16 protein-coding genes are annotated in these 24,857 nt (G+C 61.3%); 7 read left to right on the forward strand and 9 right to left on the reverse strand.

What is annotated here, in order from left to right:
• Positions 1 to 66 precede the first annotated feature (66 nt).
• The 6 genes from BV106_RS17190 to BV106_RS17215 all read left to right on the forward strand — a co-directional run bounded on the left by BV106_RS17190 (position 67) and on the right by BV106_RS17215 (position 7,999).
• A complete protein-coding gene (locus BV106_RS17190) occupies positions 67 to 2,670 on the forward strand; it encodes a right-handed parallel beta-helix repeat-containing protein (RefSeq protein WP_038166741.1) in 2,604 nt (867 codons plus the stop codon).
• Between the two features lie 396 nt (positions 2,671 to 3,066).
• Complete coding sequence (locus BV106_RS35780; protein ID WP_265595782.1) at positions 3,067 to 3,603, forward strand: DUF2059 domain-containing protein; 537 nt, start codon at positions 3,067 to 3,069, stop codon at positions 3,601 to 3,603.
• Positions 3,604 to 3,756: 153 nt separating this feature from the next.
• On the forward strand, positions 3,757 to 4,248 hold the full coding sequence (locus tag BV106_RS17200; RefSeq protein WP_038166743.1) for a DUF2059 domain-containing protein: 492 nt from the start codon (positions 3,757 to 3,759) through the stop codon (positions 4,246 to 4,248).
• 90 nt (positions 4,249 to 4,338) lie between these two features.
• Positions 4,339 to 5,544, forward strand: coding sequence for an MFS transporter (locus BV106_RS17205; RefSeq protein WP_038166744.1), 1,206 nt, complete (start codon positions 4,339 to 4,341; stop codon positions 5,542 to 5,544).
• 210 nt (positions 5,545 to 5,754) lie between these two features.
• Complete coding sequence (locus tag BV106_RS17210; RefSeq protein ID WP_038166745.1) at positions 5,755 to 7,227, forward strand: hypothetical protein; 1,473 nt, start codon at positions 5,755 to 5,757, stop codon at positions 7,225 to 7,227.
• Entirely contained in the window at positions 7,169 to 7,999 is an 831-nt protein-coding gene (locus BV106_RS17215) for a sugar phosphate isomerase/epimerase family protein (protein WP_038166748.1), read from the forward strand. Before BV106_RS17210 ends, BV106_RS17215 begins: the two co-directional genes overlap by 59 nt.
• A gap of 75 nt (positions 8,000 to 8,074) precedes the next feature.
• Here the strand turns inward: BV106_RS17215 and BV106_RS17220 are convergent, their stop codons facing one another.
• Complete coding sequence (locus BV106_RS17220; protein WP_038166750.1) at positions 8,075 to 9,013, reverse strand: LysR substrate-binding domain-containing protein; 939 nt, start codon at positions 9,011 to 9,013, stop codon at positions 8,075 to 8,077.
• Positions 9,014 to 9,151: 138 nt separating this feature from the next.
• On the opposite strand from BV106_RS17220, the gene BV106_RS17225 reads away from it, so the two are divergent.
• Positions 9,152 to 10,330, forward strand: a complete 1,179-nt coding sequence (locus tag BV106_RS17225) for an MFS transporter (RefSeq protein ID WP_038166791.1) — start codon at positions 9,152 to 9,154, stop codon at positions 10,328 to 10,330.
• Between the two features lie 119 nt (positions 10,331 to 10,449).
• Here BV106_RS17225 and BV106_RS17230 read toward each other — a convergent pair whose 3' ends face one another.
• The 8 genes from BV106_RS17230 to BV106_RS17265 form a co-directional block, all read right to left on the reverse strand.
• Positions 10,450 to 11,811, reverse strand: a complete 1,362-nt coding sequence (locus BV106_RS17230; protein ID WP_038166752.1) for a DUF1552 domain-containing protein — start codon at positions 11,809 to 11,811, stop codon at positions 10,450 to 10,452.
• A 76-nt stretch (positions 11,812 to 11,887) separates the two neighbouring features.
• Complete coding sequence (locus tag BV106_RS17235) at positions 11,888 to 14,992, reverse strand: DUF1592 domain-containing protein (protein ID WP_038166754.1); 3,105 nt, start codon at positions 14,990 to 14,992, stop codon at positions 11,888 to 11,890.
• A gap of 818 nt (positions 14,993 to 15,810) precedes the next feature.
• Positions 15,811 to 18,000 (reverse strand): acetylxylan esterase, encoded by a 2,190-nt coding sequence (locus BV106_RS17240; RefSeq protein ID WP_265595784.1) that lies wholly within the window; start codon positions 17,998 to 18,000, stop codon positions 15,811 to 15,813.
• A gap of 599 nt (positions 18,001 to 18,599) precedes the next feature.
• On the reverse strand, positions 18,600 to 19,565 hold the full coding sequence (locus tag BV106_RS17245) for a DUF4886 domain-containing protein (protein WP_081891844.1): 966 nt from the start codon (positions 19,563 to 19,565) through the stop codon (positions 18,600 to 18,602).
• 44 nt (positions 19,566 to 19,609) lie between these two features.
• Complete coding sequence (locus BV106_RS17250) at positions 19,610 to 20,479, reverse strand: alpha/beta hydrolase (RefSeq protein ID WP_038166756.1); 870 nt, start codon at positions 20,477 to 20,479, stop codon at positions 19,610 to 19,612.
• Between the two features lie 112 nt (positions 20,480 to 20,591).
• Positions 20,592 to 21,809, reverse strand: coding sequence for a PD40 domain-containing protein (locus BV106_RS17255; RefSeq protein ID WP_038166794.1), 1,218 nt, complete (start codon positions 21,807 to 21,809; stop codon positions 20,592 to 20,594).
• Positions 21,810 to 21,902: 93 nt separating this feature from the next.
• Positions 21,903 to 23,636, reverse strand: coding sequence for an endonuclease/exonuclease/phosphatase family protein (locus BV106_RS17260; protein WP_265595785.1), 1,734 nt, complete (start codon positions 23,634 to 23,636; stop codon positions 21,903 to 21,905).
• Between the two features lie 195 nt (positions 23,637 to 23,831).
• Complete coding sequence (locus BV106_RS17265; RefSeq protein WP_038166760.1) at positions 23,832 to 24,806, reverse strand: ThuA domain-containing protein; 975 nt, start codon at positions 24,804 to 24,806, stop codon at positions 23,832 to 23,834.
• Between the last annotated feature and the right edge of the window lie 51 nt (positions 24,807 to 24,857).

Raw genomic sequence — 24,857 nt, forward strand, 5'->3', positions numbered from 1 at the left:
CTGTCTGTACCGCTTGCCGGGAAGGAGGCTCTTTGACAAGGCGACCTAGCTTCACAGAATGTGAGCATGCATCGTCTGCTTCGCTTCCTGGTACTTCCAGCTTTCCTGGGCACTGCGCCCATGGTGGCAGGGGTTGAGTTTCATGTTTCTCCCTCCGGCCTGGATACGGCCGCTGGCACCGCGGAAGCTCCGTTTGCGAGCCTGACTCGTGCCCGTGATGCGATCCGGGAGCTGCGCAAGAAAGCCGGGCTCAAGGAGCAGGCCCGGGTGGTGGTGCATGATGGGACCTATGAAATGCAGCAGCCGCTGGAGCTTGATGTGGTGGACGGCAGGTCTGACGGTCAGCCGGTGACCTGGGAGGCCGCGCCGGGGGCGAAGCCCAAGTTCATTGGAGCCCGCAAGGTGACGGGCTGGACCACGCACGAGGGCGCCATCCTCAAGGCGGATGTATCCGGCTTGAACCTGAGCAAAATCCAGATTCGTCAGCTACTGCTGAATGGCGAGCGCCAGCCGCTGGCGCGCTACCCAAACTTTGACCCTGCCAATCCGCTCTACGGTGGCTGGGCGTTTCTCACTGAACTGCCGGAGGGGGCCAACGAGGGCCACGTATGGAAGCGGGAGGGCTATGTGAAGGCTGCGGATGTGCGCAAGTGGTCCCGGCCGGAGGAGGTGGAGCTCTTCATCTTCGCCCAATATGGATGGTGGAATTTCATTGAACCGGTAAAATCTCTGGATCCGGAGACCCGCAAGCTCACCCTGGCCAAGGATTGCGGTTATGACCTGCATCCGCACAACCGCTACTTCTTCCAGAATGCACTGGAGGAGCTGGATGCCCCAGGTGAGTGGTATCTGGACCAGAAGAGCGCCACGCTGTACTTCTGGCCACCCAAGCCGCTCGACCAGGCGGAGGTTCGGATTCCGGTGGTGGATAGCTTCGTCCGCATGCGTGCGGGCGTGAAAGGCATCACGGTGCGGGGGCTGTCCTTCCTGGGATGCAATGGCACAGCCATCACGATGGAAGGCACGGAAGACTGCCTGGTGACAAAGTGTGTCATCGAGCACAGTGGCAGCATGCGAGGCTCCGGCGTGAGCCTGCAGGGTGGCAAGAACAACCGGGTGGAACGCAATGAGATCTCCTACATCGGCAACACCGGCGTGGGTGTGGGCGGTGGGGATCGCAAGACGCTGGTGCCGGCCAACAACGTGGTCACGAACAACCACATCCACCATGTGGGGGTCATCAACAAGAATGCCGCCGGGGTGGGCCTGGGAGGCGTGGGGAATGTGGTCACGCACAACCTCATTCACGACGGCCCGCGCATGGGCGTACAGTTCAGTGGAAACAACCTGGTCATCGAGTACAACCACATCCACCACGTGATGCTGGAGACCCAGGATGGCGGTGGTGTGTACACAGGCGGGCGCGATTGGATCAGCTCCCGCGGCACGAGTCTGAAGTACAACTTCATCCATGACATCGTGGGGGTGGGGCAGGAGTCGGCCGGGCTCAAGGTTCCTTTCTTCGCCTGGGGGATCTACATGGATGACAACGCAGGCGGGCTGGACATTGAGGGCAACATCGTGGCTCGCTGCTCTCGCGCAGCCATTCACCTGCACAATGGGCGGGACCACCACATCCTGAACAACATCTTCGTGGATGGCGGTGAACGTCAGATCGAGTTCAACGGCTGGCGGCCCGAACACAGTTATGTCAAAAACCACATGACGACCATGGTGGAAGGTTGGGCCAGTGTGAAGGATCTGCCCGCCTGGAAAGGCATGCGAGGCATGGAGATCGATCCACGAAATGCCTTCTTCCCCGACCAGACCATGATGAGCGGGAATGTGGCAGAGCGGAACATCGTGCTCTGGAGCAAGCCGGAGTTGCGCTACGTGGACGTCCGCAACTGCATGCCGGAGCACAATACTTGCGACTACAACCTGGCATGGAACGGTGGTCAGCCTATTCGCACCGCCGTCTCCAAAGTGGGACCCGATCAGGGTGATGATCTGTTGGCCGGAGCAGGTAGCTTCCAAGGTGTGGCTGACGGCACCGCTCCCAAGGGTTGGGGGTGGAACCACAAGCCGCTCAAAGAGTTGAAGTCGGTGGTGCAGGGCGGCGTGCTGGTGACGGACGGTGCGGTTAGCAAGGATCCCAAGAACCCCCACAGCGTGATTCACAGTCCCTTCGTGCCGTTCAAGGCGGGGGCCTCCTTCCGCGCCCGGCTGAAGGTGCGCTCGACCAAACCGGAGGCCAAGGTTTCCGCCGCGTTCATGATGTTCGTGGGCGGGAAAGGATACTGGGAAGGGCCTCGCAAGGAGATTCACCTCACCCCCGAGTGGCAGGAGGTGGAAGTGACCGGCTCCATGCCCCGGGAGTCGGATGCGAAGTGGAAGGACTGGATGAGCCAGTTTTGTGTGAGATTCGACTTCCCGGTGGACGAGGCCGTCCTGGAGCTCAAGGACCTCAGCATCCGCGAGGCTGGTCCCATGGATGAATGGAGTGCCTGGCAGAGCGAGGGTTGGGACAAGCACTCGGTGGTGGCGGATCCCTTGTTTGAAAACGCCGCCAAGGATGACTATCGCCTGAAGCCGGAATCTCCCGCCTTCAAGCTCGGGTTCAAGGCGCTGCCGATCGAGAAGATTGGGGTGGTTGAGGAGGCAAATTAGGAATTAGGAATGGCCGCTGCGCGGGAGGTGTGGAGATCCAGTGGGTGATCTCTGCGCATCCTCGGCAGCGGTACTTCCGGGGCTGGCGGAACCACAGGGCCAGCCGGTCGCCGGGCCGTCGCCACTCTCGTTTGGAGCTGGCCTCCAAGACATCTACCCAACGGCCGAAAGTCGTTGGGCCAGAAGCTAGTCCACACAGGCTCGGCATCGCATCGTCCTCGAGGGAAGGTGTCTGTTGAAGACCGACACGCCGACAGAGCTAACCCTTTGGTGGTATGCGTTTTTTCTCGAAATGCTAATTGTTACTTGATGGATAGTGACGATATGCAAATTATGAATAGTCCAGTTTCTTATGCGTGGTCTTGCTGCGCGGGTCTCTAGCTCTTTGTCCTAATCATGAGAAAGCTCCTGTCTATCGTCGCTGCGTGGGTTGGGTTTGCGGGGATGGGTATGGCGCAATCGCCATCTCCAGAGACCACCCCGCCAGCGGGGAGCTTAAAGGCGGCAGAAAAGCTGGCAGAGGTGATGAATCTCAAGGGGCAAATGGGAGGCGGCTTTGAAGCTCTCATGCCAATGATCAAAGGCATGGCTGACAGCATGATGCTGGCGACTGAGGAGCGCACGGCTCTAGAGAGCACCTTCCGCCAGTGGTATCTGGAGGACTTCGACCATGCGAAGATCTTGGCGGAGACCGTGAAGCTCTACGCGAGCACTTTCACGGAGGAGGAACTGATCATCCTGGCGGAGTTCTATACGACCCCAGCGGGACGCAAGGCCCTGACTGTGATGCCAGAACTCATGAAGCGCAGCGTGGTGATGGCGGCGGCTGAAAGCAAGGCCAAGCAGGAGCAGTTGAAGGCGCGACTGGATCGCCTCTTCACTGAAAAAGTGAGTCTGGCTCTGGAGCCAGGGGCAGGGAAGCGAGGGAACTGAGCGCATCGGCGCAGTTTCCCAGCAAACATTGCTTGTCAGGGAATGGCTGGCGACCGCAAGATGAGCGCGGAATTTTTTCCGCCCGTCCACGTTCACCCCTAGCCACACCTTCACCTTCACGCCCATGGTGCCAACCAGGGCGTTCCGATGCTTATGAAAATGCTGCTTCCGTTCGTTGCCGTCGTGCTCGCCTTCACCTCTGTGCGTGGTCAGGAGCCTACACCGGGGGCTGTGAAAGCAGCAGAAAAGCTGGCGGAAGTCATGGATATCAAAGCCCAGATGTCGAACGGTCTGGAAGCGATGATGCCGATGATCACCAACATGTCGGAGAAGATGAAACTCAATCCGACGGATGCCAAGGAACTGGAAGGCATCTTCCGGACCTGGTTCACGGAGGATCTGGATCACAGCAAGATCTTCGACGAGACGATCAAGCTCTACGCCCAGAACTTTACGGAAGAGGAGCTGGCAGGCCTCGCCGCCTTCTATGAGAGCCCGCTGGGGCGCAAGTCTCTCACGGCTCTGCCTCAGCTCATGAAGAAGGGAGCTCAGATCGGCATGGCGGAGGGCCAGGCCAAGCAGGAAAAGCTGCGGGCCCGCCTGGAGCCTTTCTTCAAAAAACACGCTCCGTCAGGAAATCCTTGAGAGTGAGGACGCCGGGTGCCAAAAAAGCCCGGTCTTCATGAGCGGGGGGAGGCGTACACCTTAACGCCCTCCTCTCGCAAAATCCTCAGTATGCCCAAATCTCCCCTCCCGGAGCGCCCGTTGCTGCTCCTTCTTGCCGCTGTCCAGTTCACCCACATCCTGGACTTCATGGTCATGATGCCGTTGGGGCCTCAGTTGATGAGGCTCTTCAATATTCTGCCGCATCAGTTCAGCAATCTGGTGGCCTCCTACACTTTCAGCGCGGCCGTGGCGGGGCTGCTGGGGGCGTTTTTGGTGGATCGCTTTGACCGGAAGACGGCTCTGCTTTTCTGCTATGCCGGGTTCCTCCTGGGCACTCTGGCGTGTGCCCTTGCGCCCTCCTATGAGACGCTTCTCGTGGCTCGTATTGTCAGCGGTGCTTTTGGCGGAGTATCGGGAGCGATGGTGCTGACGATTGTGGGGGACATTGTGCCTCTGGAGCGACGGGCTTCCGCCATGGGCATCATCATGTCCTCCTTTGCACTTGCCTCCATCTTGGGGGTGCCTTTTGGGCTTTGGCTTGCCGCGATCTGGAGCTGGCATGCCCCATTTCTCCTTGTGGTCGCCCTGGGATCGGTAGTGTGGGGAGTGACGTTGGTACGTTTTCCCGCCCTGCGCGGACATCTGGCGGCGGCAGGCCAGCACAGCAGACAGGCCATCAAGGGTTTGCTTGAACTGCTGACGAATCGCAACACCCTGGCGGCACTTTCCTTCATGATGATGATGATTTTCGGGCACTTCATCATCATTCCCTTCTTGAGTCCCAGTATGGTCGCCAATGCGGGGCTGGCAGAGAAGGATCTGTCTTACTTCTATCTGGCGGGCGGCATCGCAAGCTTTGTAACCTCCCCGGTGGTGGGGCGCATGGCGGACCGGCATGGTCGGTTGAAGATGTTTGCCATCATGATCTTGGGAGCGCTTCTGCCGGTGTATCTGATCACCAATCAGGGACCGTCCCACCTGGCAGTCATCATGGTGGTGGCGGCACTCTTCTTCGTCTTTGGCGGAGGGCGTTTCATTCCCGGGCAGGCCATCGTGACCTCTGCGGTACCAGCGCGTCTGCGGGGCAGCTTCATGAGTCTGAACAGCAGTGTGCGTGATCTCGCCGCAGGCGTGGCCTCCATGTTGGGCGGCCATATCGTGGTGAAGGACGCCCTGACTGGGAAGTTGCTCCACTTCCCTACGCTGGGATGGATCGCAATCGCGGCTAGCCTGGCCAGTGTGGTGCTCGCCTCCCGGGTGAAGGCGGTGGCGTAGCGATTTGCCGCTTCTTGAGGCGGCCTCGCCCGCCAGCGCAGTCTCCTGAGGGTGATGCGGGTGGGCCGCAAATGGTGCGTGCAAGTTAGCAAGGCCGGATCCGGCTGGATGAACGATCTTTCAGGCAGAGGGTGAGGGCTCGCAAGGGAGCCTGACCTTCTGGGAAGATCGCATTCATTCTGCGGATTTGGATTGTTGTTTGCTCAGGCCATGGAACTCACCGTTCAACAGCGTCGCGGCTTTTACGCAGGGGACGCCATTCAACGCCGGATCGGGGAGTTTCTCGGCGGGCGCTTTCCCGATGGGGGCACCGCCATGTACTTTGCTCCCGGGACAGAGGCGGAGTCGATGTACCGCCGACGTTACCCGCTGAGGGAACTGACACGCTGGCTGGATGGAGGATCGGAGATCAACCGTTCTCTGTGGGATCACGAGTACCTGATTGCCCACCTGGACATTGAATATGTGAACTTTGACCGGCCCGGGGAGATTTACCTCGATCCAGACCGCGGTTTCTCCCTGCAGCAGCCGGTCCAGCGTGCAGTGAAGGACATCCTGTTCTCCTACGGCATCCGTCCGCTGCATCTCCTCACCGGACGGGGCCATCACTTCGTGTGGCAGATGCGGCGCGAGAGTGAGGTTTTTCAGAAGCTGGCTGGCTTCGGGCGGCTCTCGGACACCTTGGAGCGGCTCTATGAAACATCTCCATCGCCCACCGGCGAGCTCGTGGAGCCGGAGCTGGGCCGGGCCTTTGCCGGGCTGGGGCTGGTGATGGAGTACCTGGCCCACCAGGTGAAAACCGTGGCCGCCGGGGAGAGCGAGATCCCGGTGGAGATGGCCGCGATTGAAGTGGGGGCAGATGATCACGGTCGGGAGATGGTGTCGGTGGATATCACAGAGTATGCGGATCCTCTCATTGCCCGGGCGGTGCGGGTACCTTTCAGTGTTTACCTGAAACCCCGGCAGCAGACGTGGAAGATTGGGGCAGAAGCTGTGGACAGCATGCCGCCCATCTTCAGCATCCCCATGCCTGCGGGAGTGCGGCTGGGGCGGGCGCTGCAGATGATGCGGGAGGTGGACAAGGTGAACCGCCTGGCAGAGCGCTCCTCCACCCGGATTCCGGATGCCTCCGAGCCCATGGAACGCCTGGTGGAGGACTATGCGGCGTCAAGGTTGAGGAAATTTCATGACTGGTACTATGAGGCCCAGCATGACCCGGCGGAGCGCTGGCCGGAGACGTATGACCGCACGGATCTCTCTGAGGTTCCGCCGTGCGTTCGTCTCATTCTGGAAAAGCCCAACGATCTGCTGCTGCGACCGGCTTGTGCAGAACGGGTGGTGCGGGTGATGCTGGCCCTGGGTTGGCATCCGCGACACATTGGAGGGCTCATCCGCTCCAAATATGAACGGGAACATCATGAGTGGGGGGAGCAATGGTATCTCTGTGATCCAGCGACCCGTGCCGATTTCTACGCCCGGCTCTTCAGCGGGCTTTTTGCCACCGGAGTGGATGACCTGGTGGACTTCAACTGTCGCTCTGCCCAGGAGGAGAATCTCTGCCTGGTGACGGATTGCGGCGATGATATCCGGCGGTTCCGGGAATCACTTTTACACAGGAGGCAACATGAGAGACTGGGCCATCGGCCTTTCCACGGGCTGTTTCTACCAGAAGAGCATCTTTGACTGCCTGGAAACGATCGGCTCCGGAGGGTTCAACCTCGTGGAGATCTGCTCGTTCCCAGCGCATTTGAACTACCATGACACCGGCGCGGTGCACCGGGCAGCCGAGAAGATGGCCGGCATCGGGATCGAGGCGTACTCGTTTCATGCCCCGTTCGCCGACCACATCGACATCACGTCTCTCGATGCTCAACGACGTGAGCAAGGGGTGAAGGAGGTGCTGGTGGCGGCGGAGGCGGCGGCGATGCTGCGCGCCCGGAACTTTGTCATTCATCCGGGGCCGGAGCACGCGCTGTATCCCACAGGGGATGAGCGTTGGTGGCGGCTTGAGCACGTGGCCCGTTCCTTGAGCACCATTGCCACCCGTTGCCAGGAGTTGGGCGTGCTGTGTGTCCTGGAGAACAAGCTGTCTCACCTGCTCTTTGGCAACATTCCTGACATGATGTGGATCCTCGGGGCGATGACGACCACGCATGTTGGGGTATGTCTCGATACAGGCCACGCGTATCTGGCCCGCAATCTGGACAGCGCCATGCACAAGCTGGCGGGCTATCTGAAGATGGTTCACGCCAGTGACAACTCAGGTCATCATGATGATCACCTGCCCCCTGGCGAGGGGCATATTGACTGGGTGAATGTCCTGAGGAAACTCGGCGATAGCGGCTTCCAGGGCTCCATCATGCTGGAGATAGCGGGAAGAGGCGAGCCGCATGAAGTGATGGCGGCAGCGCGGAAGGCCCGGAGGTATTTGCGGGATCAGGAGAGGAGGCTGTAGACAGGAGTAACAAGATTTCTGACAGATTTACAAGATTGGGGGTGGAGGTTGATGCCTCCACTTACCATTTACCTCTTACCGTTTTTTACCATTCACCAACCCTCCCCGTACTTCTTCGGCAAAGGCCCGGGCGGCGGCGGTGCGGTGGCCGCCGTTGACCCAGATGAGGCCGACGCGGCGGTAGGAGAGGTCGGCTGGTTTGTCGGCCAGACGACGGACACGGAGGTCGGGGTGCTTATCCCACTGCACAGCGGATTCTGGGAGCAGGGTGACCATGTTCGTCTGACGGATCGTGGAAAGAACACCTTCGATGGAGTTCATTTCCACGGCGGGATGCAGACGGTGGTCGAGCTGTTGCAGGGCGACGCTCTCCACCACGAGCTCGCGCGTGCAGAAGCCATGGCTGAGCAGCACCAGGGGCTGGGCCAGCATCTCGGAGAGGAGAATTTTGCGCTGGCGGTCCAGCGGGTGTTTGTCAGGGAGTACGGCGACGAGTTGCTCGACGAAGAGCGGTTCGGTATCGAGGTGAGGGTGGTTCTTGGTAGAGATGAAGCTGATGCCCAGGTCAAGCTTGCCGGCCAGCACCTCGGCTTCCAGACTCTCCATGGGCATTTCTCGAACGGATACCGTGACTTTGGGATAGCGGTTGCGGAAGGCGCTCACGGCTTCGGGCACAACGGCAACATTGACGGTGGAGACGATGCCCACCCGAAGCTGTCCGCTTTCCATCGTCTGTAGCTCGGCGATCTCACGGCGGGCGTCGTCCAGTTCGCGCATGATGGTGACGGCCCGGGTGTGCAGGATTTCCCCTGCAGCCGTGAGGCGGACCGTCCGGCTGAGACGGTCAAAAAGCGGGGTCCCCATCTGGCCTTCCAGCTGCTTGATCTGGTGGGACAAGGTGGGCTGGGAGACGTGCAGCGCCTCCGCCGCCCGGTGGTAGTTCCCGGCGGCGGCTACTGCCAGGAAGTAGCGCAGGTGCCGCAGTTCCGTAGGGCTGTCTTTGATTGATGGCATCTATCGAAACGATTGAATCAAGAGAATGGATGTATCAGTGAAACACCGGACGGTAGGGGCATGCAAGTTCCAACTTCTGCTTCATGTGCAACCTCATTGAAACCTGCCAACTCCGTCACTACGCGTGAGAAGGCGGGGCTGCCGCCGGCACTTTATGCGCTCACCGTGGGAGCCTTTGGCATTGGCACCACGGAGTTCGTCATCATGGGGCTGCTGCTCCAGGTGGCTGCGGATCTCCACGTGTCGATCGCTGCGGCGGGGCTGCTGATCAGCGGGTATGCGCTCGGGGTCTTTGTCGGAGCCCCGGTGCTGACCATTCTGACCAGCCGGCTGCCTCGCAAGGCGGTGCTCATGGGGCTCATGATCCTGTTCATCGTGGGCAACGTGGTATGTGCGCTGGCGCCAAACTACACGGTGCTGATGGTGGCACGGGTGATCACAGCCCTCATGCATGGCACGTTCTTCGGCGTGGGCGCGGTGGTCGCCACTGGACTGGTATCGGAGGATCGGAAGGCCTCGGCCATCTCGGTGATGTTCACCGGCCTGACGGTGGCCACGCTGCTGGGGGTTCCTGCCGGGGCCTGGCTGGGGCATCATTTCGGCTGGCGGTCCACCTTCTGGGCGGTGAGCGTGATTGGCGTGGTAGGCTTTGCCGTGATCGCGCTCCTGGTGCCCCGGCAGCAGCAGACGGGTGAACGGGCCGGAATGATGAGGGAGGAGCTGGCCGCAGTGTTTCGCCCGCAGGTGCTGCTGGGTCTGCTCATCACCGTGCTGGGCTGGGCGGGGGTGTTTGCGGTATTCACTTACATCGAACCCATCCTCACCAAGGTGACCGGCTTTGCCCAAGAGGCAGTGTCACCCATTCTGTTCGCCTTCGGCGGGGGCATGGTCTTGGGAAACTACGTGGGCGGCAAGCTGGCGGACCGCAAGCTCATGGCCACCATGGTGGGCACGCTGGTGTTTCTGGCGCTGGTGCTGGCGGGCACCACCGTGGCGATGCACAGCAAGGTGGGAGTGGTGCTCTTTGTGGGCCTGCTGGGGGTGGCGGCATTCGCGACCGTGGCCCCGCTGCAACTGCGGGTGCTGCAGAAGGCGGGGGGCGGTCAGACCCTGGCCTCCAGTCTAAATATCGGGGCCTTCAATCTCGGCAATGCCATCGGTGCCTGGATGGGCGGCGTGATCATTGAGCGGGGAGCCGGGGCCGGGTACCAAGCTGTGCCCGTGGCGGCAGCGATGGTGGCAGCCGGAGCCGTGTTGATGGCGCTATGGAGCTGGAAAGGGGATGGGCGGGAGCGGACGCTTTCTAGACAGAATTAACAAGATTTTGAAGGATTAACAGGATGGGGAAAGTGGGAGGCAGTGGGGTAGTTTGGATGAACCCTGCAAGCGGGACGCCCGGGGTTCAGCATCGCGCCCACTGCCTTCTGCCCACTGGCTCACGCCAATTCTGGCAGCGGAGAGTCGGCGTCGCCGAACTTGTGCATCTTCATGCCCATGCGTTCCATGACGGAGAGGTGGAGGCGGCAGAGCTTGCGGTTCTCGTTCTGGCTGTAGTCCAGCATGCGGCCGCCGCGGATGGTGCCGCCACCGCCGCCAGCGAGGAGGACGGGGAGCTGGCGGGAGTCGTGGGCGTTGCCATCCCAGAGGCTCGAGCAGAAGAGAATCATGCTGTTGTCCAGGAGGGAGCGCTCGCCTTCATCGGTGGCATCCATCTTCTGCAGAGTCTCGCACATGAGCTGCATGTGATACTCGTTCACCTTCTGGTACATGGCCAGACGCTCGGGATCATTGGCATGGTGGGAGAGCTCATGCTGACCACCCTTGATGCCGCCCAGGAAACCGAAGTTCATCTGGGAAAGGTCGTTGTTGAGCATCATGGTGGCGATGCGCGTGCGGTCCATCTGGAGGGCCAGCACCATGGTGTCCAGCTGAAGGCGCAAGTGGTCGCGCACATCGGCAGGGATGCCAGCTGCGGGGCGGGCGAAGGTGGGGGCCTTGACGGTGGGGGACCAGCCGTTACCGTTGGTCTCCTTTTTGCTGAAGGCATCCGCTTTTTCAATGCGCTGCTCCAACTCGCGGACGGAGGTGAAGTATTCGTCGAGCTTCAAGGCATCGCGGCGGCTCACTTTGTTGCGCAGGCTGTTAGCATCTCCCAGCACGAGGTCGAGCACGCTCTTGTCGCGCTTGCGCTTGGAGCCGTCGTCAAAGAGTTGGTCAAAGGCCTGTTGAGGATAGATCTCTTTCGGGGCTGGCGCAGTTGGGCTGCTCCAGGAGATGTAGGCGGAATAGATGGAGGTGTAGCCGCTGTCAGTGCTGTACTTGGGACCTTCCGTGCCCAGCACAATGCTTGAGACGGGGGTGTTCTTGCCCAACTCCTGCGCCATGAGCTGGTCCATGGTGGTGCCCACCTGCACATCCGTGGTGGTTTGCTTCACGGTCAGACCGGAAAGCACGTTCATCTTTGGGTAATGGCCGCCGGGGCCGGCCACGGTGGTGGGGTTCCAGAGTCCCTTGAAGACCAGAAGCTTGTCCTTCACCGGCTCCAGCGGGCTGAGCGTCTTCATCAACTCAATGCCCTGGGGACCGTTGGTGGCGCCCCAGTGGTGCGGGTTCACGCCATTGCCCATGAACAGGGCGGCGAACCGGCGGGGAGCTCCCTTGGCGGATGGCGTGGCGCTGCCCCATGCATTCATGGATTCCAGCCAGGGCAAACCCATGGCAATCCCTGCTCCACGCAGGAAATGGCGGCGGGACAAGCCGGAGGAACGGCTGACAGGGCGGGCGTTAAAGGAGCTCATGGGACGAATTCGTGTGCAGGGATCGGGGTTTTCTTTGGGGGGCGGTTATAGACTATTACGCGGTCAGGAGGGCCGGTCATTCATTCCGGCGGTGCTGGAACTGGCGGCTCTGCACCAGGGTGAGGACCGCAGCAGAGAACTTGCCACCGGACTTTTTCATTTCCTCCTGCATGGAAGCGAGGAGTGGCTTGTCCGAGGGCAGGACGTTACGCCCTAGGGCGTAGCCCACCAGCTTGCGGCAAAAGACGGCGCTGAACTCGTCTTCACGGGAACTGAGATATTCTCTCAAACCGGCAAGTCCCTTGAAGGATGCGCCACCTTTGATCTGGGCGGAGTCATCGATGGCCTGGCCGCCGTCGTCCTGGGTGCGGAGTCGGCCGATGGCGTCAAAGCCTTCCAGGGCGAATCCCAACGGATCGATCTTGTCATGGCAGGAGGCACAGGCTTTGTCAGCGCGGTGAGCCTCCAGCCGCTGACGCAGCGTGGTGGCCTTGGCCGCACTGTCGTCGAGCTGCGGCACATCCGGCGGCGGCGGTGGGGTAGGGGCACCCAGCACGGCATGCAGAAGCCAGTCACCGCGCAGCACTGGACTGGTGCGTTGGGGGTAGGAGGTCTTCGTGAGAATGCTGCCCATGCCGAGGATGCCTCCCCGTTGGTGCTGGCCCACGGCGACTTTCTTAAACTCACCGCCTGTCACACCGGGCACGCCGTAGTGCTTGGCCAGGCGCTCATTGAGGAACGTGTAGTCTGCGAGGATAATTTCCTTTACCGGGCGGTCTTCACGGATCACGTAGGCGAAGAATTCAGTGGTCTCCCGATACAGGTCGGCCCTCAACTCCGGAGTGAATTCCGGGAATTTGTTTCCGTCCACAGTGCTGTGCTTGGAGAAGCCGTTGAAGGACAGCCACTGGCCGGCGAACTCCTCAGCGAGGGCACGGGCACGGGGATCGCGCAGAAGTCGTTGCACCTCGGTAGTGATCGTTTCTTTCCTGGACAGGCTGCCATCCATGGCCGTCTGGGTGAGACGCGTGTCCGGCACGGAGGACCACAGGAAATAACTGAGCCGGGTGGCCAGTTCCCAGGGTTTCAAGGGATGTTCGCCGGGCTCATTGGCCTCCTCCATCTTGAACACGAAGTCCGGGGAGATGAAGATCCTCACCAGCACCTCGCGGGCGGCGGATTCGCGATCCAGATCACGAGCGCGGGCGTCAGCATAGAGCTGGCTGAGTTGTTGCTTGTCTGCGTCCGTCAGGGGGCGACGCCAGGCTCTCTTGGCAAAGTGCAGCAGGTGTCCACGCAGATTTTCATCCCACTCGTTCAGATCCTTGGGATTGGGCTTGAGGGAGCGTACCAATCGCCAGTCGGTCAGCATGCGCGTCATGCGGTCCTTCTCCTGGGGAGGGATCAATGAGGCGAGCTGGACATCGCTCAAGTAGTACACGCCGGGTCCTTTGCCGCCGCGTTGGAAGTTGCGAGAGACTTCCTCCATACGGCGCAGGTATTCGTCTGGGAAGGCGGTCTTCATCCTGCTGAAGTCCACCATCGTGTTTCGCGCGGCTTCAGTCTGGCGTTTCCAGAGCGTGAGCACGCCCGGCAAGATCTTCTGCGGGTCGGGGGCGTTCCCCACCACAGCAGTCCATTGGATGGTGGCGAAGTCGCTGTCCGGGCCTTCCAGCACAAGGCGACCTTTGCCACGGAAGAGGGTGGCGTCGTCAGGCAGGGGAAGGGGGATCACCTTTGGGGCCTGCACCACGAGGGTGTCGGCATTGACTTCTGGGCCCAGAGGATTCTTGCCAAACTGGGCAAGCGCTTTCTCGGCGGTGCTGATGCGTTGGTTCAAGGTAACAGCATCTGCCCCCGGAGCTTGCAAGGCCTTGCGATCCATCTCCATCTGGCGGCGCAGCCACACGAGATAGGGCTCCGTCTTCTTGCCGCGGGTCAACATGAGTTCGGTGAAATGCACCCAGTCTCCGCGATTGCCATCGCCCAAGTCCCCGGCGACGAGCTTCACTTCCATGTGCCCGGTCACTTCACGGACGAAGCCATAGGGACGCAAGCCGTCGGCATCCTGTTGCATGCGTTGCACACCTGTGCCGGGGCGCTTGGGGTCCCACCATGAGCGACGTTCTGCCTGAATGGCGAGGATCTTTTCGCGGACCACTGCGGGCACCTCTTTGGGCTTGGCCGCATCAGGTCCGGGCAATTCTTTCCAGGCGTTGCGCGTGATGTCCAGGAACCGGGAGTTGCTCTTGTCATTGTTGAGCATGGTCCACCAGTTCTCCAGGAAGGCGGGAAAAAGCCCGGCTTCCTTGGCCAGTACTTCCAGAGACGTGGCCCCGGTCTGCTCGCGATGCTTGAACTTCCAGCTGGCGAGCATGTAGTCGCCTTCGCGCATGTCGTCCCCATCCTTGGGAAGGTAGGGGGCTGCCATCTTCTGATACCAGACGTAGAGGCTCTGCTCTGCTTGATCGCGAATTTGCTCCGGCCCGCGAAGGCCGACACGCTGGGTCTGAAAGCTGATGCCACGGCCGGGCAGGATGCTGGCGTGGTCGGCCAGTTGGCGGGCTGCGGAGAGGTACTTGTCGAGCTGCTGGGGGCTGACGAAGAGCACATCACCCACGTTCGAGAAGCCTTCGCCGCCACCACCGTCGGGCAGGAACTCCTTGGCGAGTTTGTAGTCCTGGCCCGTGAGGTCGCGAACCGTGTTGTCATACTCCGCATTGGTAAGACGACGGATCGTCACCACGCCGGGATCTCCGGCGTTGGCCAGGGCTGCCGCTTCGAGAGAATGATTGAGCCAGGCTGTCAGGCGGGCTTTTTCTTCAGGGGACGGCTGGGGATCATCTTCTGGCGGCATCTCGGCCGCGTGCATGGAGTCCTTGACCTTCTTCCAGAACTCAAACTCCGAGCCCACTTTGGGATCGGCATCCAGGGTTTTGAGATTCACGCCACCCTTGGTCTTCTTGCCGCCATGGCAGTCATAGCAGTACTGCGTGAAGAGAGGGCGGATGTCCTTTTCCCAATTGGCTGTGGCGGACGGTTCAGCGGCTCCAGCCAGCCCGAGGGGACTGGCGCTGGCACCCAGCACTGCCAGCGCCATCGAGAGACGCGGGCGGAGCCGGGAAGAGGATTTGGAGTGGGGAGCGGTGGCGCGGAGCGGATTCCAGGACGGAGCAATCATTGGGGGCGAGTCATCTGAACGTCCTGCCGCATTTGGGGGAACACGGGAAGACGAGGAGGGCAGTCAGACCAGGGCGGGATCAGTGAGGAAGCGCTGCTGAATGCGGTGGAAGAATACGTAGGGAGGGTGGGGGTGTTTCAGGGGTTATGTTTCGATTTGAAAGTAATTAAGCGGCGAGTGGAGCGGTCCCATAGAAAGGACAAATTCGGCCGATTTTGGACGGGAATTGTGAGGGATGGGACGGTGCGCTGGGAATTCTTACCTGCGGACATCTGGAGAGGCAGGATGGACGTGCATGCGCGCGGCGCCTGAGCCGGTTGGCACAACCGGACTACTCCCGCCGCCGCCTCAGGGGCAGTCCGACGGTCCCCGTCGGGATGGGAGCGGAGGGGGCGTACGGACAAAGGCCGGAAGACGATCCTGGCGATCAGAGGGTTCGCGGAGGTGAGTCACGCGTCTCCTCCGTTGCCTGAGCCGGTTGGGACAACCGGACTATTCCCGACGTTGCCCTAGGGGTAGTCCGACGGTCTCCGTCGGCTCAGTCGCTGGAAAGGACGTACGGACAAAGGCAGGAAGACGATCCTGGCGGTCAGTGGGTTCGCGGAGGTGAGGCACTCGTCTCCTCCGCCGCCTGAGCCGGTTGGGACAACCGGACTACTCCCGACGCCGCCTCAGGGGTAGTCCGACGGTCTCCGTCGGGATGGGAGCGGAGGGGGCGTCGGAAATATGTCGAGGGCGTACTGACCACTCAGCACGCCCTCTGTCGTCTTTTGCCCCAGAAGAACTGCGCCGCTGGATGATGGGCTGTTGGCGCGATGCTAGGCACTCATCCCATCCATTGCACCCCACGGCTCAAGGCTCTCCAGCTTCTTGCTCTGGAGCGCCGCGTAGATGTCAGGCAGGTCGAATTGCTTCAACACGCCTGGAAGCAGCGTGGCGTAGGGCCACTTGTAGTCCTCCGTCGTGGCGATGACCTCGTAGGAGGCCAATGCGTTTTTCAAAGTGACCTGGGTGACCGCAGGGGAGAGAAGGGCGGCGAAAGCAGCCGCGAGCGCGCCCCAGCCGCGTCCGGCGAGATGAATCTCCTGGTGGCCCTGGGCTTTCAACCAGGTGACGACGCGGAGGAGGTCGCCGACCTTCTGACCCAGATAAGGACGGTCCAGCATGATGGCATGGGCGGCGAGGAAATAATCGCTGCCGTAGGGTTTGAGGAATTGATCTGCGCCGCAGGTGTCCGGCTGAGACTCGCCGATACCTCGCACATCACAGGCATACACGGCGGCGTCAGCGGCGGCACCCACCAGTTCGGCCACGAGAGGCTCGGAGCGGAGTTCGGCATCCGCGGAGCGGTGGGCCACATAGAGAATGGCCCGAGTGCCGCCCTGAGGGGGACGCGAGACTAGTGAGGCGTCGTGGAGCCGGGTGACGAGCGCCTGGATGCCGGGCTCGGTTTCCACCGCGTAGGTGCTGCTGCCTTTGGCGGGATACTTGCGGCCGCTGGAGGGGCGGAGGATGCGGTAGTCGGGCACGGTGGTACTCAGAGCTTCTGCATGGAGCCTGAGTGTGCTCTTGACCGCCTCCACCAGTTTGGAGCCGGTCAGGCGGGGGCGTTGGGTGGCGAGTTGTTTGGCGGATTCGGCCGTGAGCGAAGCGACGGTTCGAGGCTTTAACTCGCTGATTTGCCCACTGGCGGTGCACCAGAGTGTCTCGTCCTTTTCGATCACCAGATCGGGCTCCGACGTGGCTTGGGACACTCCTGTCACCTTGTTGAAGAAGCGGTACATGGCCTCGCGGTTCTCCTTGGAGTAGCCATGATAGTCCGAGCCGATGTGGAGCTGGATGTTCTCCGGCTTACCCAGCAGCGTGTAGAGCTGCTTGAGGCGTTCATAAGCCTCCATGCTGCCCCGCACGTCGAAGAAGTCCTTCTCCTGCGCCACGATGACCACGGGTTTGGGGGCCATGGCAGCGAGGAAATCACTATGGTCCAGGCCGAGGGCGAGCACTGCAGGCGGACACTGCTCGGTATCGGCAGGCAGTTCGTTTTCTGCGTTGCGGCGGAAAGTGGTGACGAAGCAGGCAGGCGCGGCCATGGTGAAGCGCGGATCGAGCCCGCAGATCCACGTTGTCTGCGTGCCGCCGCCGGAGTTGCCTGTGAGGCCGATGTGCTTGGGATCAACTTCAGGGCGGGTGAGCAGGTAGTCCAGAGCGCGAATGCCATCCCAGGCAAACCAGGCACCGAGGAACTCTCCCACCAGTGTCTGTTGATTGCCTGACTGGATGTGCTCGCTCACACCCGGGCTGAACCGGGACTTCAACGTGCCCTCAGCGAGATACTGAAAGCGTTCCCCCTGACCGATGGGATCGATGATGAAACAGACATAGCCAAGGCGGGCGAGTCCTTGGGCGAAGCTCTGGTAGGCGTCCGCTGCTTTGCCATTGAGGGAGTGGCCACACACACCGATGACGCCGGGCATCTGCCCAGTGCGGCCCACAGGCACATAGAGATTCCCCGTGACGAGAAGGCCAGGGCGGCTCTCGAAGATGATGTGCTCAATCTTGTAGCCGTCGCGTTCCACCGTGCGGGTGACCCGGGCGTTGAGGGGAGTCTTTTCAGGCTCGGGGCCGAAGCTGGTGCGAATGCGCTCACGAACAGACGTGACATAGCCTTCAGCATCGGCCTGCGTTTTGAGGGCGGCCCGCTTTGCGTTTTGTTGGGTTTCGACCGTGCGCACCTGGTTCACCAGCCACTCCTGCATCATGCGGGGGAAGCGATTGAGTGGTGCCAGAGCGGGTGCGGCCACGGTGGTGGTGGCGGGAACGGCAGCGGGGGATGTCGCCGCAGGTGCTGCGGCAAGGATGCGAGCGCCCGGCGCAGTGGTCAAGAAGGCAGGGGCAAAAGGCAGGCCGACGAGGCCGAGACCCGCACGACGCAGGAATTCACGTCGCGGAGAATCCGGGGTGGCTTCAGGGGTCGAGTCGGCGAGGGAGCGGGAAGGGGAATCGGCCATGGAGCGAAAAATTGGAATTGAGGAAATGCGGTGATCTCAGAAATCTGGCTGCACAGGAACTTCGTGTGCGATGCGAATGCACCAGTACCGGGAGGATGAACATGATCTATCCTGTTGAGTCCGAACCGGGCAGAGATGGGTGAGAATTGGGTATAAAAGTACTGGGAGAGGGATAGGGAAAAAGGGAAGGGGGAGAAGGGTTTAGTGATGGTTGTGGAATGGCAGGGGTGTGTGACGGAGGGCTTACGGAGGTGGCTGGTAAGGAACGAGCTGTTTGAGACAAAACGGTCAACACCTGGATGCGAAGCATCTTTAGGAGTGCGGCAAGAATTGCCGCTTTCGGGAGTCCTGTGTCGGGCGGATGCGATATTGTGGGAGCGGTGGCGATGATGGGCGCTGCTGGGGGGCAAAGGGTAAGAGGAAATCACATGGGCTGCGAAAGCGGTGATTCTCACCGCAGTCCCAAAGCGGCTGCGCCGCCAGGTGGAGGAGGTGATGAGATTGGAGCAGACAAAACTGCTTGCGACGTTGGATGAACACAAAAAAGGCGTGGGGGTCATTTGACCGCCCACGCCTGAGTGAGTGTGTGAACTTGCGGCTTACTTCGCTGCGGCGGCTTTCACGGCTGTGGTCTCGATGCCTCTGGCGGCCACGGCCTTGTGCGCGACCTCTTGCAGATAGCGGGCGTCTTCCGCGCTCAGGCCTTTGGGGACGTAGGTGTTGCCCACACAGCTTTGCTTGAAGAGAACTTCAAAGAAGCAGCACCCTCCCAGATATTCGCCTGCGATGTTGGCGTGATGTCCGTCCATGCCGAGGGTGGTCTTGCCATCCTTGCCTTTTTTCCACTGCCAGCCCATGTGGAGGGAGTGTTTCTGATTGGGCAGTTCACCCTGTTTGGCAGTCTTGGGATTGAAGGTGGTGTCTGGCTGGAAGCGCCATTGGGGATCATTGTCGGCGATGTGAAAGGCATCGCCGGTAGGGATGATGCGCAGGCCGCCCAGTTCCTTGGCAATGGTATTGTAGGCGCTGGTCAGTCCTTCATACATGGCTTCCTGGGTGGCAGGCTCACCGGGTTTCTCGGCGGGCTTGGTGAAGCGCGGGTCATCCACCCGGTAGGCCCAGGTCTGGTGAACGACGATCTCAGACTTGGGTGCGTATTTCTTGATGTAGTCGCGCAGCTCGGTGGCGGAGGGCCGGTAGTTGGCGATGTCATGGCTCTTGATGCTGGCCATCTGGATGGTGATGACATCCCAAGGTTCCGCAGCGAGGGATTCCTTGAGGCCGCGCTTGCTGGTGTAGCAGCCTTTGGGGTCAGCAGGATTGGCTTCGTGCAGCTTGGCTTTGTCCAGATGGACCTGCATGCTGGCACCTCCGATCACCAGCGGCGTATGGATCAATGTCTTGCCAGCGGCCTTGGCCAGACCGGGCAGATGCTTGGTGGCGTTCGCGGAAAAACTATTTCCCACGGTGAGAAGCCGGACGGTGGTGGGTGCGGCCTCCTCTGCGGAGAGCAGAGGTGCGTAGAGCGTGAGCAGCGGGAGTGCGAGGAGGGTGCGACGGAGCATGTGGGGTGGTAAAAGGTGAGAGGTAAATGGTAAGAGGTGAGAAGTTACTTCAATTGCTCTCTGATGAACTTGATCATCATGGCGCGGCCGGTGTCGTCGGCGTCTGCCATGCGGTTGCCCACGCCGCCGTGGTCGTGGCCATCCACCTGCTGGATCTGGAAGCTCTTGCAGCCTGCGGAAGTGAGGGCCTCGGCGAAGAAGCGGTTTTCCTCGGCACGCATGGCCATGTCTTTCTCCGCATAAAGGATGAGCATCGGCGGGATGTCCTTGCGGACGTGATGGAGCGGAGCGGCTTCATCCACGATCATGGTGCCCTTTTCAATGCCGCGTTCCGCGCGGACGGCAGCGTGGGTGATCATCTGACCGGCCACGGGGATGTAGCCGCGAATGTCTTCCGGCTTCAAATTGTGCCTGCCCAGATAGCGTGCATCCAGCGCCAGCATGGTGGTGAGGTAACCGCCCGCGGAATGTCCCGCGACGAAGACTCTCTTCGGATCGCCGCCATGGGCAGCAGCGTTTTTCAGCACCCAGGCGACTGCTGCCGCGGCGTCTTCAAGGTAGGCGGGGTAGGTGGCCTTGGGGCTCAGACGGTAGTTCACGGAGGCCACCAGAAAACCGTCCTGGGCGAGGCGGGCTGCTACGGCGGCAGTGTCCTTGCTGCCCTTGTCTCCACCGGTGATGCCGCCGCCATGGAACCAGACGATCACCGGGAGCGGTTCCTTGGAGCCGGCGGGGGCATAGAGATCCAGCTTGCAACGGGTAGTTTCATAGTCCGTGAGGCCGGTGGTGCTCTCCTTGTAGGGGAGGTTGAGCTGGGGCGTCAAGGCAGGCTCATCCGCAGAAATGCAGGTGGCACCAGCGAGCAGCAGGCCGATGAGGGCGGCTGCGAAGGGGAGGCGGGAGGAGGGACGCATGGCGGACGATGAACCGCCCTGTGCCGCGATGGAGCAGGGCGGGTTAAGGAGACGCGCAGGAGGGGGGCGAAATTTCGCCAAATATGGAGATGTCTCTTTGCCGCTGTTCGCCTCAGGGTTGTGACGGGCTGATCTCCGCCACGTACAGCCGGGTCCAGGGACCCTCGCTGACATTGAAGTAGATGCGCCTGCCGTCTGCGCTGAAAACCGGATGGGGATGGGAGCGCCGCCAGGATCGGGCGCCCTCGTTGTTCTTGAACTGATGGAGCATGAGGTGCTGGCCACCCCGTGCATCGGCCAGGATGATGCCCCAGTGGTTGGAGTCGCTTCCAAAGCGGTCCATGGTGGTATCCGTGACCAGCAGACGGCCGTCCGGACTGGCAGAGGGGTGATCACCCCGGGCCGCGGGCAACCCCGGAGTGCGCGTGGCCTTGCCATTGTCACTGTCGAAGATGGTGAACGTGGTCTCCACGATGTGCCGGTCGTCCGGATGCCACGAGGGGTGTCCCCAGCGCTCATTCTGGTAGAGGAAGCGCTTCTCTTTGAGATCGTAGCAAATGAGGCCCTGACGCACGCTGGCTGCCCCACTGCGTGGGTCCGGTCCGCTGGCAGCGGCCATCTTGAAAAAGACCCGGTCGAGCTTCGGGCTCAAGACGGGGAAGAAGATCGAGACCTCTTTGCCGGAATAGGCTTTGGAGAACCAGTCTGGATATTGCCGGGTGACGTCTTCCACCTTCAGCGCCGTGGTGATTTCCCCCGTGACGACGTTCACAAGTTCCAGATCACGATGCGGGCCGGGATTCCAGTGTTGACCATAGAGCGGCACCACCTGCCCCTGGGGCTGTCCCCAGCCGCTGAGTCGATCCTGGGCCAGTACCCGCTCCACGGGCGGGTTCCCGTCCACATTGACGGAGGCGACGAACCAGCGTCCTTCCCGCTCCCCGTGATAGGTGACGGTGCGGCCCTCATTCACCCACTGCTGGCAGGCGACCCGGTGGGCATCCTCGGCTTTGAGATTGGTGGCGAGTTGTTGCTCTGCGCCAGTCTTCCGGTCGCGAACCCACACCTCTCCGACGTGGCCGTCCGCGGCGGTGGAGACGAAGAAGAGCACTTTGCTGCCATCCGGACTCTCCGGACAGGTGTTGAAGTAGGAGTGCACGGTGTGGCGCTCCTTTTCCGGGGAAACTGGCTGGATGCGCACGCCACTTCGCCAGGGGGCCAGAGGATCCTCAGCGGAGGATGCCGGACTGTTCGTCTGGGCGGGCAGGGAGGTGCTGCCGCAAAGGAGCAATGCGGCAACCAGGGTGCGGACGTGGAGCGAGGAGGGCATGGCGGTGAGGAGGACTTCCATGCACAAGACGGCAGCTTGCAGGGAAGCCTTGCGAAGAACCGCAGGTTCCACGGTGACGACCCGACCCCAGGGCTAGCCCTCGTTGTCCAAAGCGGGCTCGTTGAGCGGGAGGTCCACTACGAGGGGGCGATGGTCTGAGAAGGGCTTCTTCACGTGCTCATTAAACTCCGCCAGGGTCTCTCCGTAGTGGGGGGCGAACCGGTAAGGGCCGCGTTTGTCGCGAGAGTCCTGAAGGAGGCCGGACTTCACAAAGAACCAATCCAGACGGTATCGCCCCAGCGGGCCGATGGGGCGGCGCACACTGAAGCTGGTGACCTGGCCCTTCAGGCGACGGTCGTTGCTGTTGGCCAGGAGGCCCTTGCGACCGTTGATTGAGCGCGCCCGGTCACCGCGAAAGTCAAAGCTGCTGCCGTCATCGAACTGGAACTCCTTCACCCGGTTGAAAAGGCCCACCACGCGGTTGGGGAACAGGATGGGGACATTGGGGGCGAGAGGGCTTTGAAAATTCTTCAATGCATTCACCACCCCGCGTTCCCGATAGAGGGGGATGACGGTGCCCCAGACGAGGCCGGACACGTTGGACGCGGTGGAGACAAAGCTGGCCGGAGTATCAAGCTGACGCCAGATGACACGCTCGACGGACGTGGGGCTCACATCATTGGGCGCGGAATTGTGGTCCCCCGCCATGATGACCGGGTGGGGGATGTTCTTGATGTACCCGAGGATCTCCACCATCTGGGCCTCCCGGTACTTCGGCAGCGTCTTGATCTCCAGGTGGTTGTTGATCAGGGTGACCAGCCCGCCCGGTGCGTTGGGCACAGCCACATCCACGCGGAAGAAGTTACGACCGCCGACCTTCAGTTCGCGGGTGATTTCATTGTCAAAAACCAGCGCTGAACCTACACGCCGGCCATGCTCGGCGAAGTCGGCACGCTTCTGTTCGTCCTTGAACCAATCGTAGGGCTGGGTCTTGAGTTGAAAGGCCTCCGCTTTGACAATCGGGTAGCGGGAGAGGATGGCAGAGCCAAAGACGCCTTTGTACCGGGCGGGATCAACACTGTGGTATTGGGGCTTGCCAGCAGGGCTGTCAGGCCGGGGTTCGTGACCCAGGAGCACAGGATCCACTTCCAGAGCCTGCGCGGCGTAGGCGTAGTTCATCCCCAGGGACCGGGCCAAGGTGCGGGCGGCATCCACGTAGCCGGAGCGGTTCACCCCGAGGTCCATTTCCTGAAGGAACACGATGTCCGCGCTGGCCAGACGCTGGCGCTGGCGCAGCATTTCTTCCCGCAAGAGAGAGCCGGCTGGCGCACGCTTCTCATTGATCATCGAGGTGTAGGCAGCGGGAGATGTCAGAGCCTCCGCCACCCGGGTGATGTTGAGAGATTTCTCGATGTTCCATGTCGCCACCCGCAGAATGGGGCCGAGGCCGGCCGTGCTTTGCACATGGGGGCGCTGGCCGGAGAGATAGGCCTCGTTGCTGACCACTGGGGTGCGCCAGAATCGCTCCAGCCGGGCCGCGGTCTCACCCTTTGGCTGGGGGTTTTTGCTCAGGGAGACGAGCTCTGCATGACTGAGGAAGTCCGGAGTCTGGCGTGGGGCCAGGCGCTGGCGGACATGGGCCGGAAAGGTGATGGCTTTGCCTTGAACCAGAGGTGTGGTCCGGTCAGCGTTTTTTCGTCCCGTGGTGGAGCAACTGGGAATGGACAAAGCTAGCAGCAGCCCGCCAGCCAAAGTCGCGTGGACTCGCCGCCGACGTGCATTGCGTCGGGAACAGAGACTCGGAGCGTCTGCGATGGGGGGCAGCATGCTGTGGGGTAAAATGAGACCGATAGGGGGACCCGTGCCAGGGGCAAGAAAAAAGCATACGTCTGAGGTGAAAATGGGGGAACAACGTTCTTGTTTGGCAGGAGGCGGCGCATGGGGGCCTACAGGCAAAAAAAAGCCCGACGTGACTGAGCACGTCGGGCTTCAAATGGAGATCTGGATGTCCCGTGTGCGGGCCTAGGGCTTCTTCTCGGCGGCCGCAGGCGTTGCCGGGGCGGCAGGCTTGGCTGGCTTCGGTGCCGGCGGCTTGGGCTCCACGTAGGGAGGGTTCACGTGCGCTTCGGGAGCGGTTTCCTTGAGGTTCGGGGGCACGTCGGCCTTCACATCACCCAGGGCCCACTTGATGCCGCCCACCAGAATGTCCTGGAAGATGGGGTTGGTCCAGACGTCTTCGCGGTGGCCCATGGCGGTGTACCAGACGCGGCCTTCGCCTTCTTTGCGGGCCCAGGTGATGGGGAACGCGGGGCGCTTGTATTCGTCGCCCTTCATGGAGGGGGAGTCGATGGTGCTCAGCACGTGGATGTCGGGCGTGAAGTCTTTTAGAGAATACCACTCTTCGGGGAAGCTGTACTCCTTGCCCACGTTCTCAAAGCCGGGGAACTTGGGATTGGTGACGGTGATCTTGGCCGGCTGCTGGGCACCGTGTTTGATGAACTCGGCACCGAGGAAACGCACATAGGGATCCGCCTTGTCGCCGTGATTGAGGAATCGCTCCGGCCCCTTCTTGGATTCATTGTCCGTGTGGAAGGTGTCGCTGGCGGAGTGGGAGCCGATGAAGCCTTTGCCGCTGCGCACGTAGTCGAACAGCGCCTGTTTGCCCTCGGGGCTCATGGCGGGCTGGCCGTCGGTGCCGGGTGTGGTGAGGTCGCCGGTGGTGTAGAAGAACACCGCGTCGAACTGGGCCAGGTACTCTTTGCTGAAAAGAGAACCGTCTTTGGAGTAGGTGAACTCCCAGTTGTTCTTTTTGCCGAGCTCGGTGAGCACGCCTTCAGCATGGCTGGGCTGGCCTTTTTTCCAGGAGATGACGGAGTGCTCGAATCCGCTGGATTTGGTGAAGAAGAGGATCTTGCGTTTCGGCGGCGTGGTGGCGGAGAACGCCATGGCCGCCACGACGGCCAGCAGCGTGAGTGGTGCGATGAGTTTCTTGAACATTCCCCGGGAATACACGGTGGGGCCGGGTTTGGCGAAGAAAAAAATTGGCGT

Origin of the sequence: Verrucomicrobium sp. BvORR106 (assembly GCF_000739655.1) — a bacterium.
In the GTDB taxonomy this organism is placed as follows: Bacteria; Verrucomicrobiota; Verrucomicrobiia; order Verrucomicrobiales; family Verrucomicrobiaceae; genus Verrucomicrobium.

Coding starts and splice junctions, on each gene's coding strand:
- BV106_RS17190 (WP_038166741.1), top strand. CDS start 67: ATGCATCGTCTGCTTCGCTTCCTGGTACTTCCAGCTTTCCTGGGCACT.
- BV106_RS35780 (WP_265595782.1), top strand. CDS start 3,067: ATGAGAAAGCTCCTGTCTATCGTCGCTGCGTGGGTTGGGTTTGCGGGG.
- BV106_RS17200 (WP_038166743.1), top strand. CDS start 3,757: ATGAAAATGCTGCTTCCGTTCGTTGCCGTCGTGCTCGCCTTCACCTCT.
- BV106_RS17205 (WP_038166744.1), top strand. CDS start 4,339: ATGCCCAAATCTCCCCTCCCGGAGCGCCCGTTGCTGCTCCTTCTTGCC.
- BV106_RS17210 (WP_038166745.1), top strand. CDS start 5,755: ATGGAACTCACCGTTCAACAGCGTCGCGGCTTTTACGCAGGGGACGCC.
- BV106_RS17215 (WP_038166748.1), top strand. CDS start 7,169: ATGAGAGACTGGGCCATCGGCCTTTCCACGGGCTGTTTCTACCAGAAG.
- BV106_RS17220 (WP_038166750.1), bottom strand. CDS start 9,013: ATGCCATCAATCAAAGACAGCCCTACGGAACTGCGGCACCTGCGCTAC.
- BV106_RS17230 (WP_038166752.1), bottom strand. CDS start 11,811: ATGAGCTCCTTTAACGCCCGCCCTGTCAGCCGTTCCTCCGGCTTGTCC.
- BV106_RS17235 (WP_038166754.1), bottom strand. CDS start 14,992: ATGATTGCTCCGTCCTGGAATCCGCTCCGCGCCACCGCTCCCCACTCC.
- BV106_RS17240 (WP_265595784.1), bottom strand. CDS start 18,000: ATGGCCGATTCCCCTTCCCGCTCCCTCGCCGACTCGACCCCTGAAGCC.
- BV106_RS17245 (WP_081891844.1), bottom strand. CDS start 19,565: ATGCTCCGTCGCACCCTCCTCGCACTCCCGCTGCTCACGCTCTACGCA.
- BV106_RS17250 (WP_038166756.1), bottom strand. CDS start 20,479: ATGCGTCCCTCCTCCCGCCTCCCCTTCGCAGCCGCCCTCATCGGCCTG.
- BV106_RS17255 (WP_038166794.1), bottom strand. CDS start 21,809: ATGCCCTCCTCGCTCCACGTCCGCACCCTGGTTGCCGCATTGCTCCTT.
- BV106_RS17260 (WP_265595785.1), bottom strand. CDS start 23,636: ATGCTGCCCCCCATCGCAGACGCTCCGAGTCTCTGTTCCCGACGCAAT.
- BV106_RS17265 (WP_038166760.1), bottom strand. CDS start 24,806: ATGTTCAAGAAACTCATCGCACCACTCACGCTGCTGGCCGTCGTGGCG.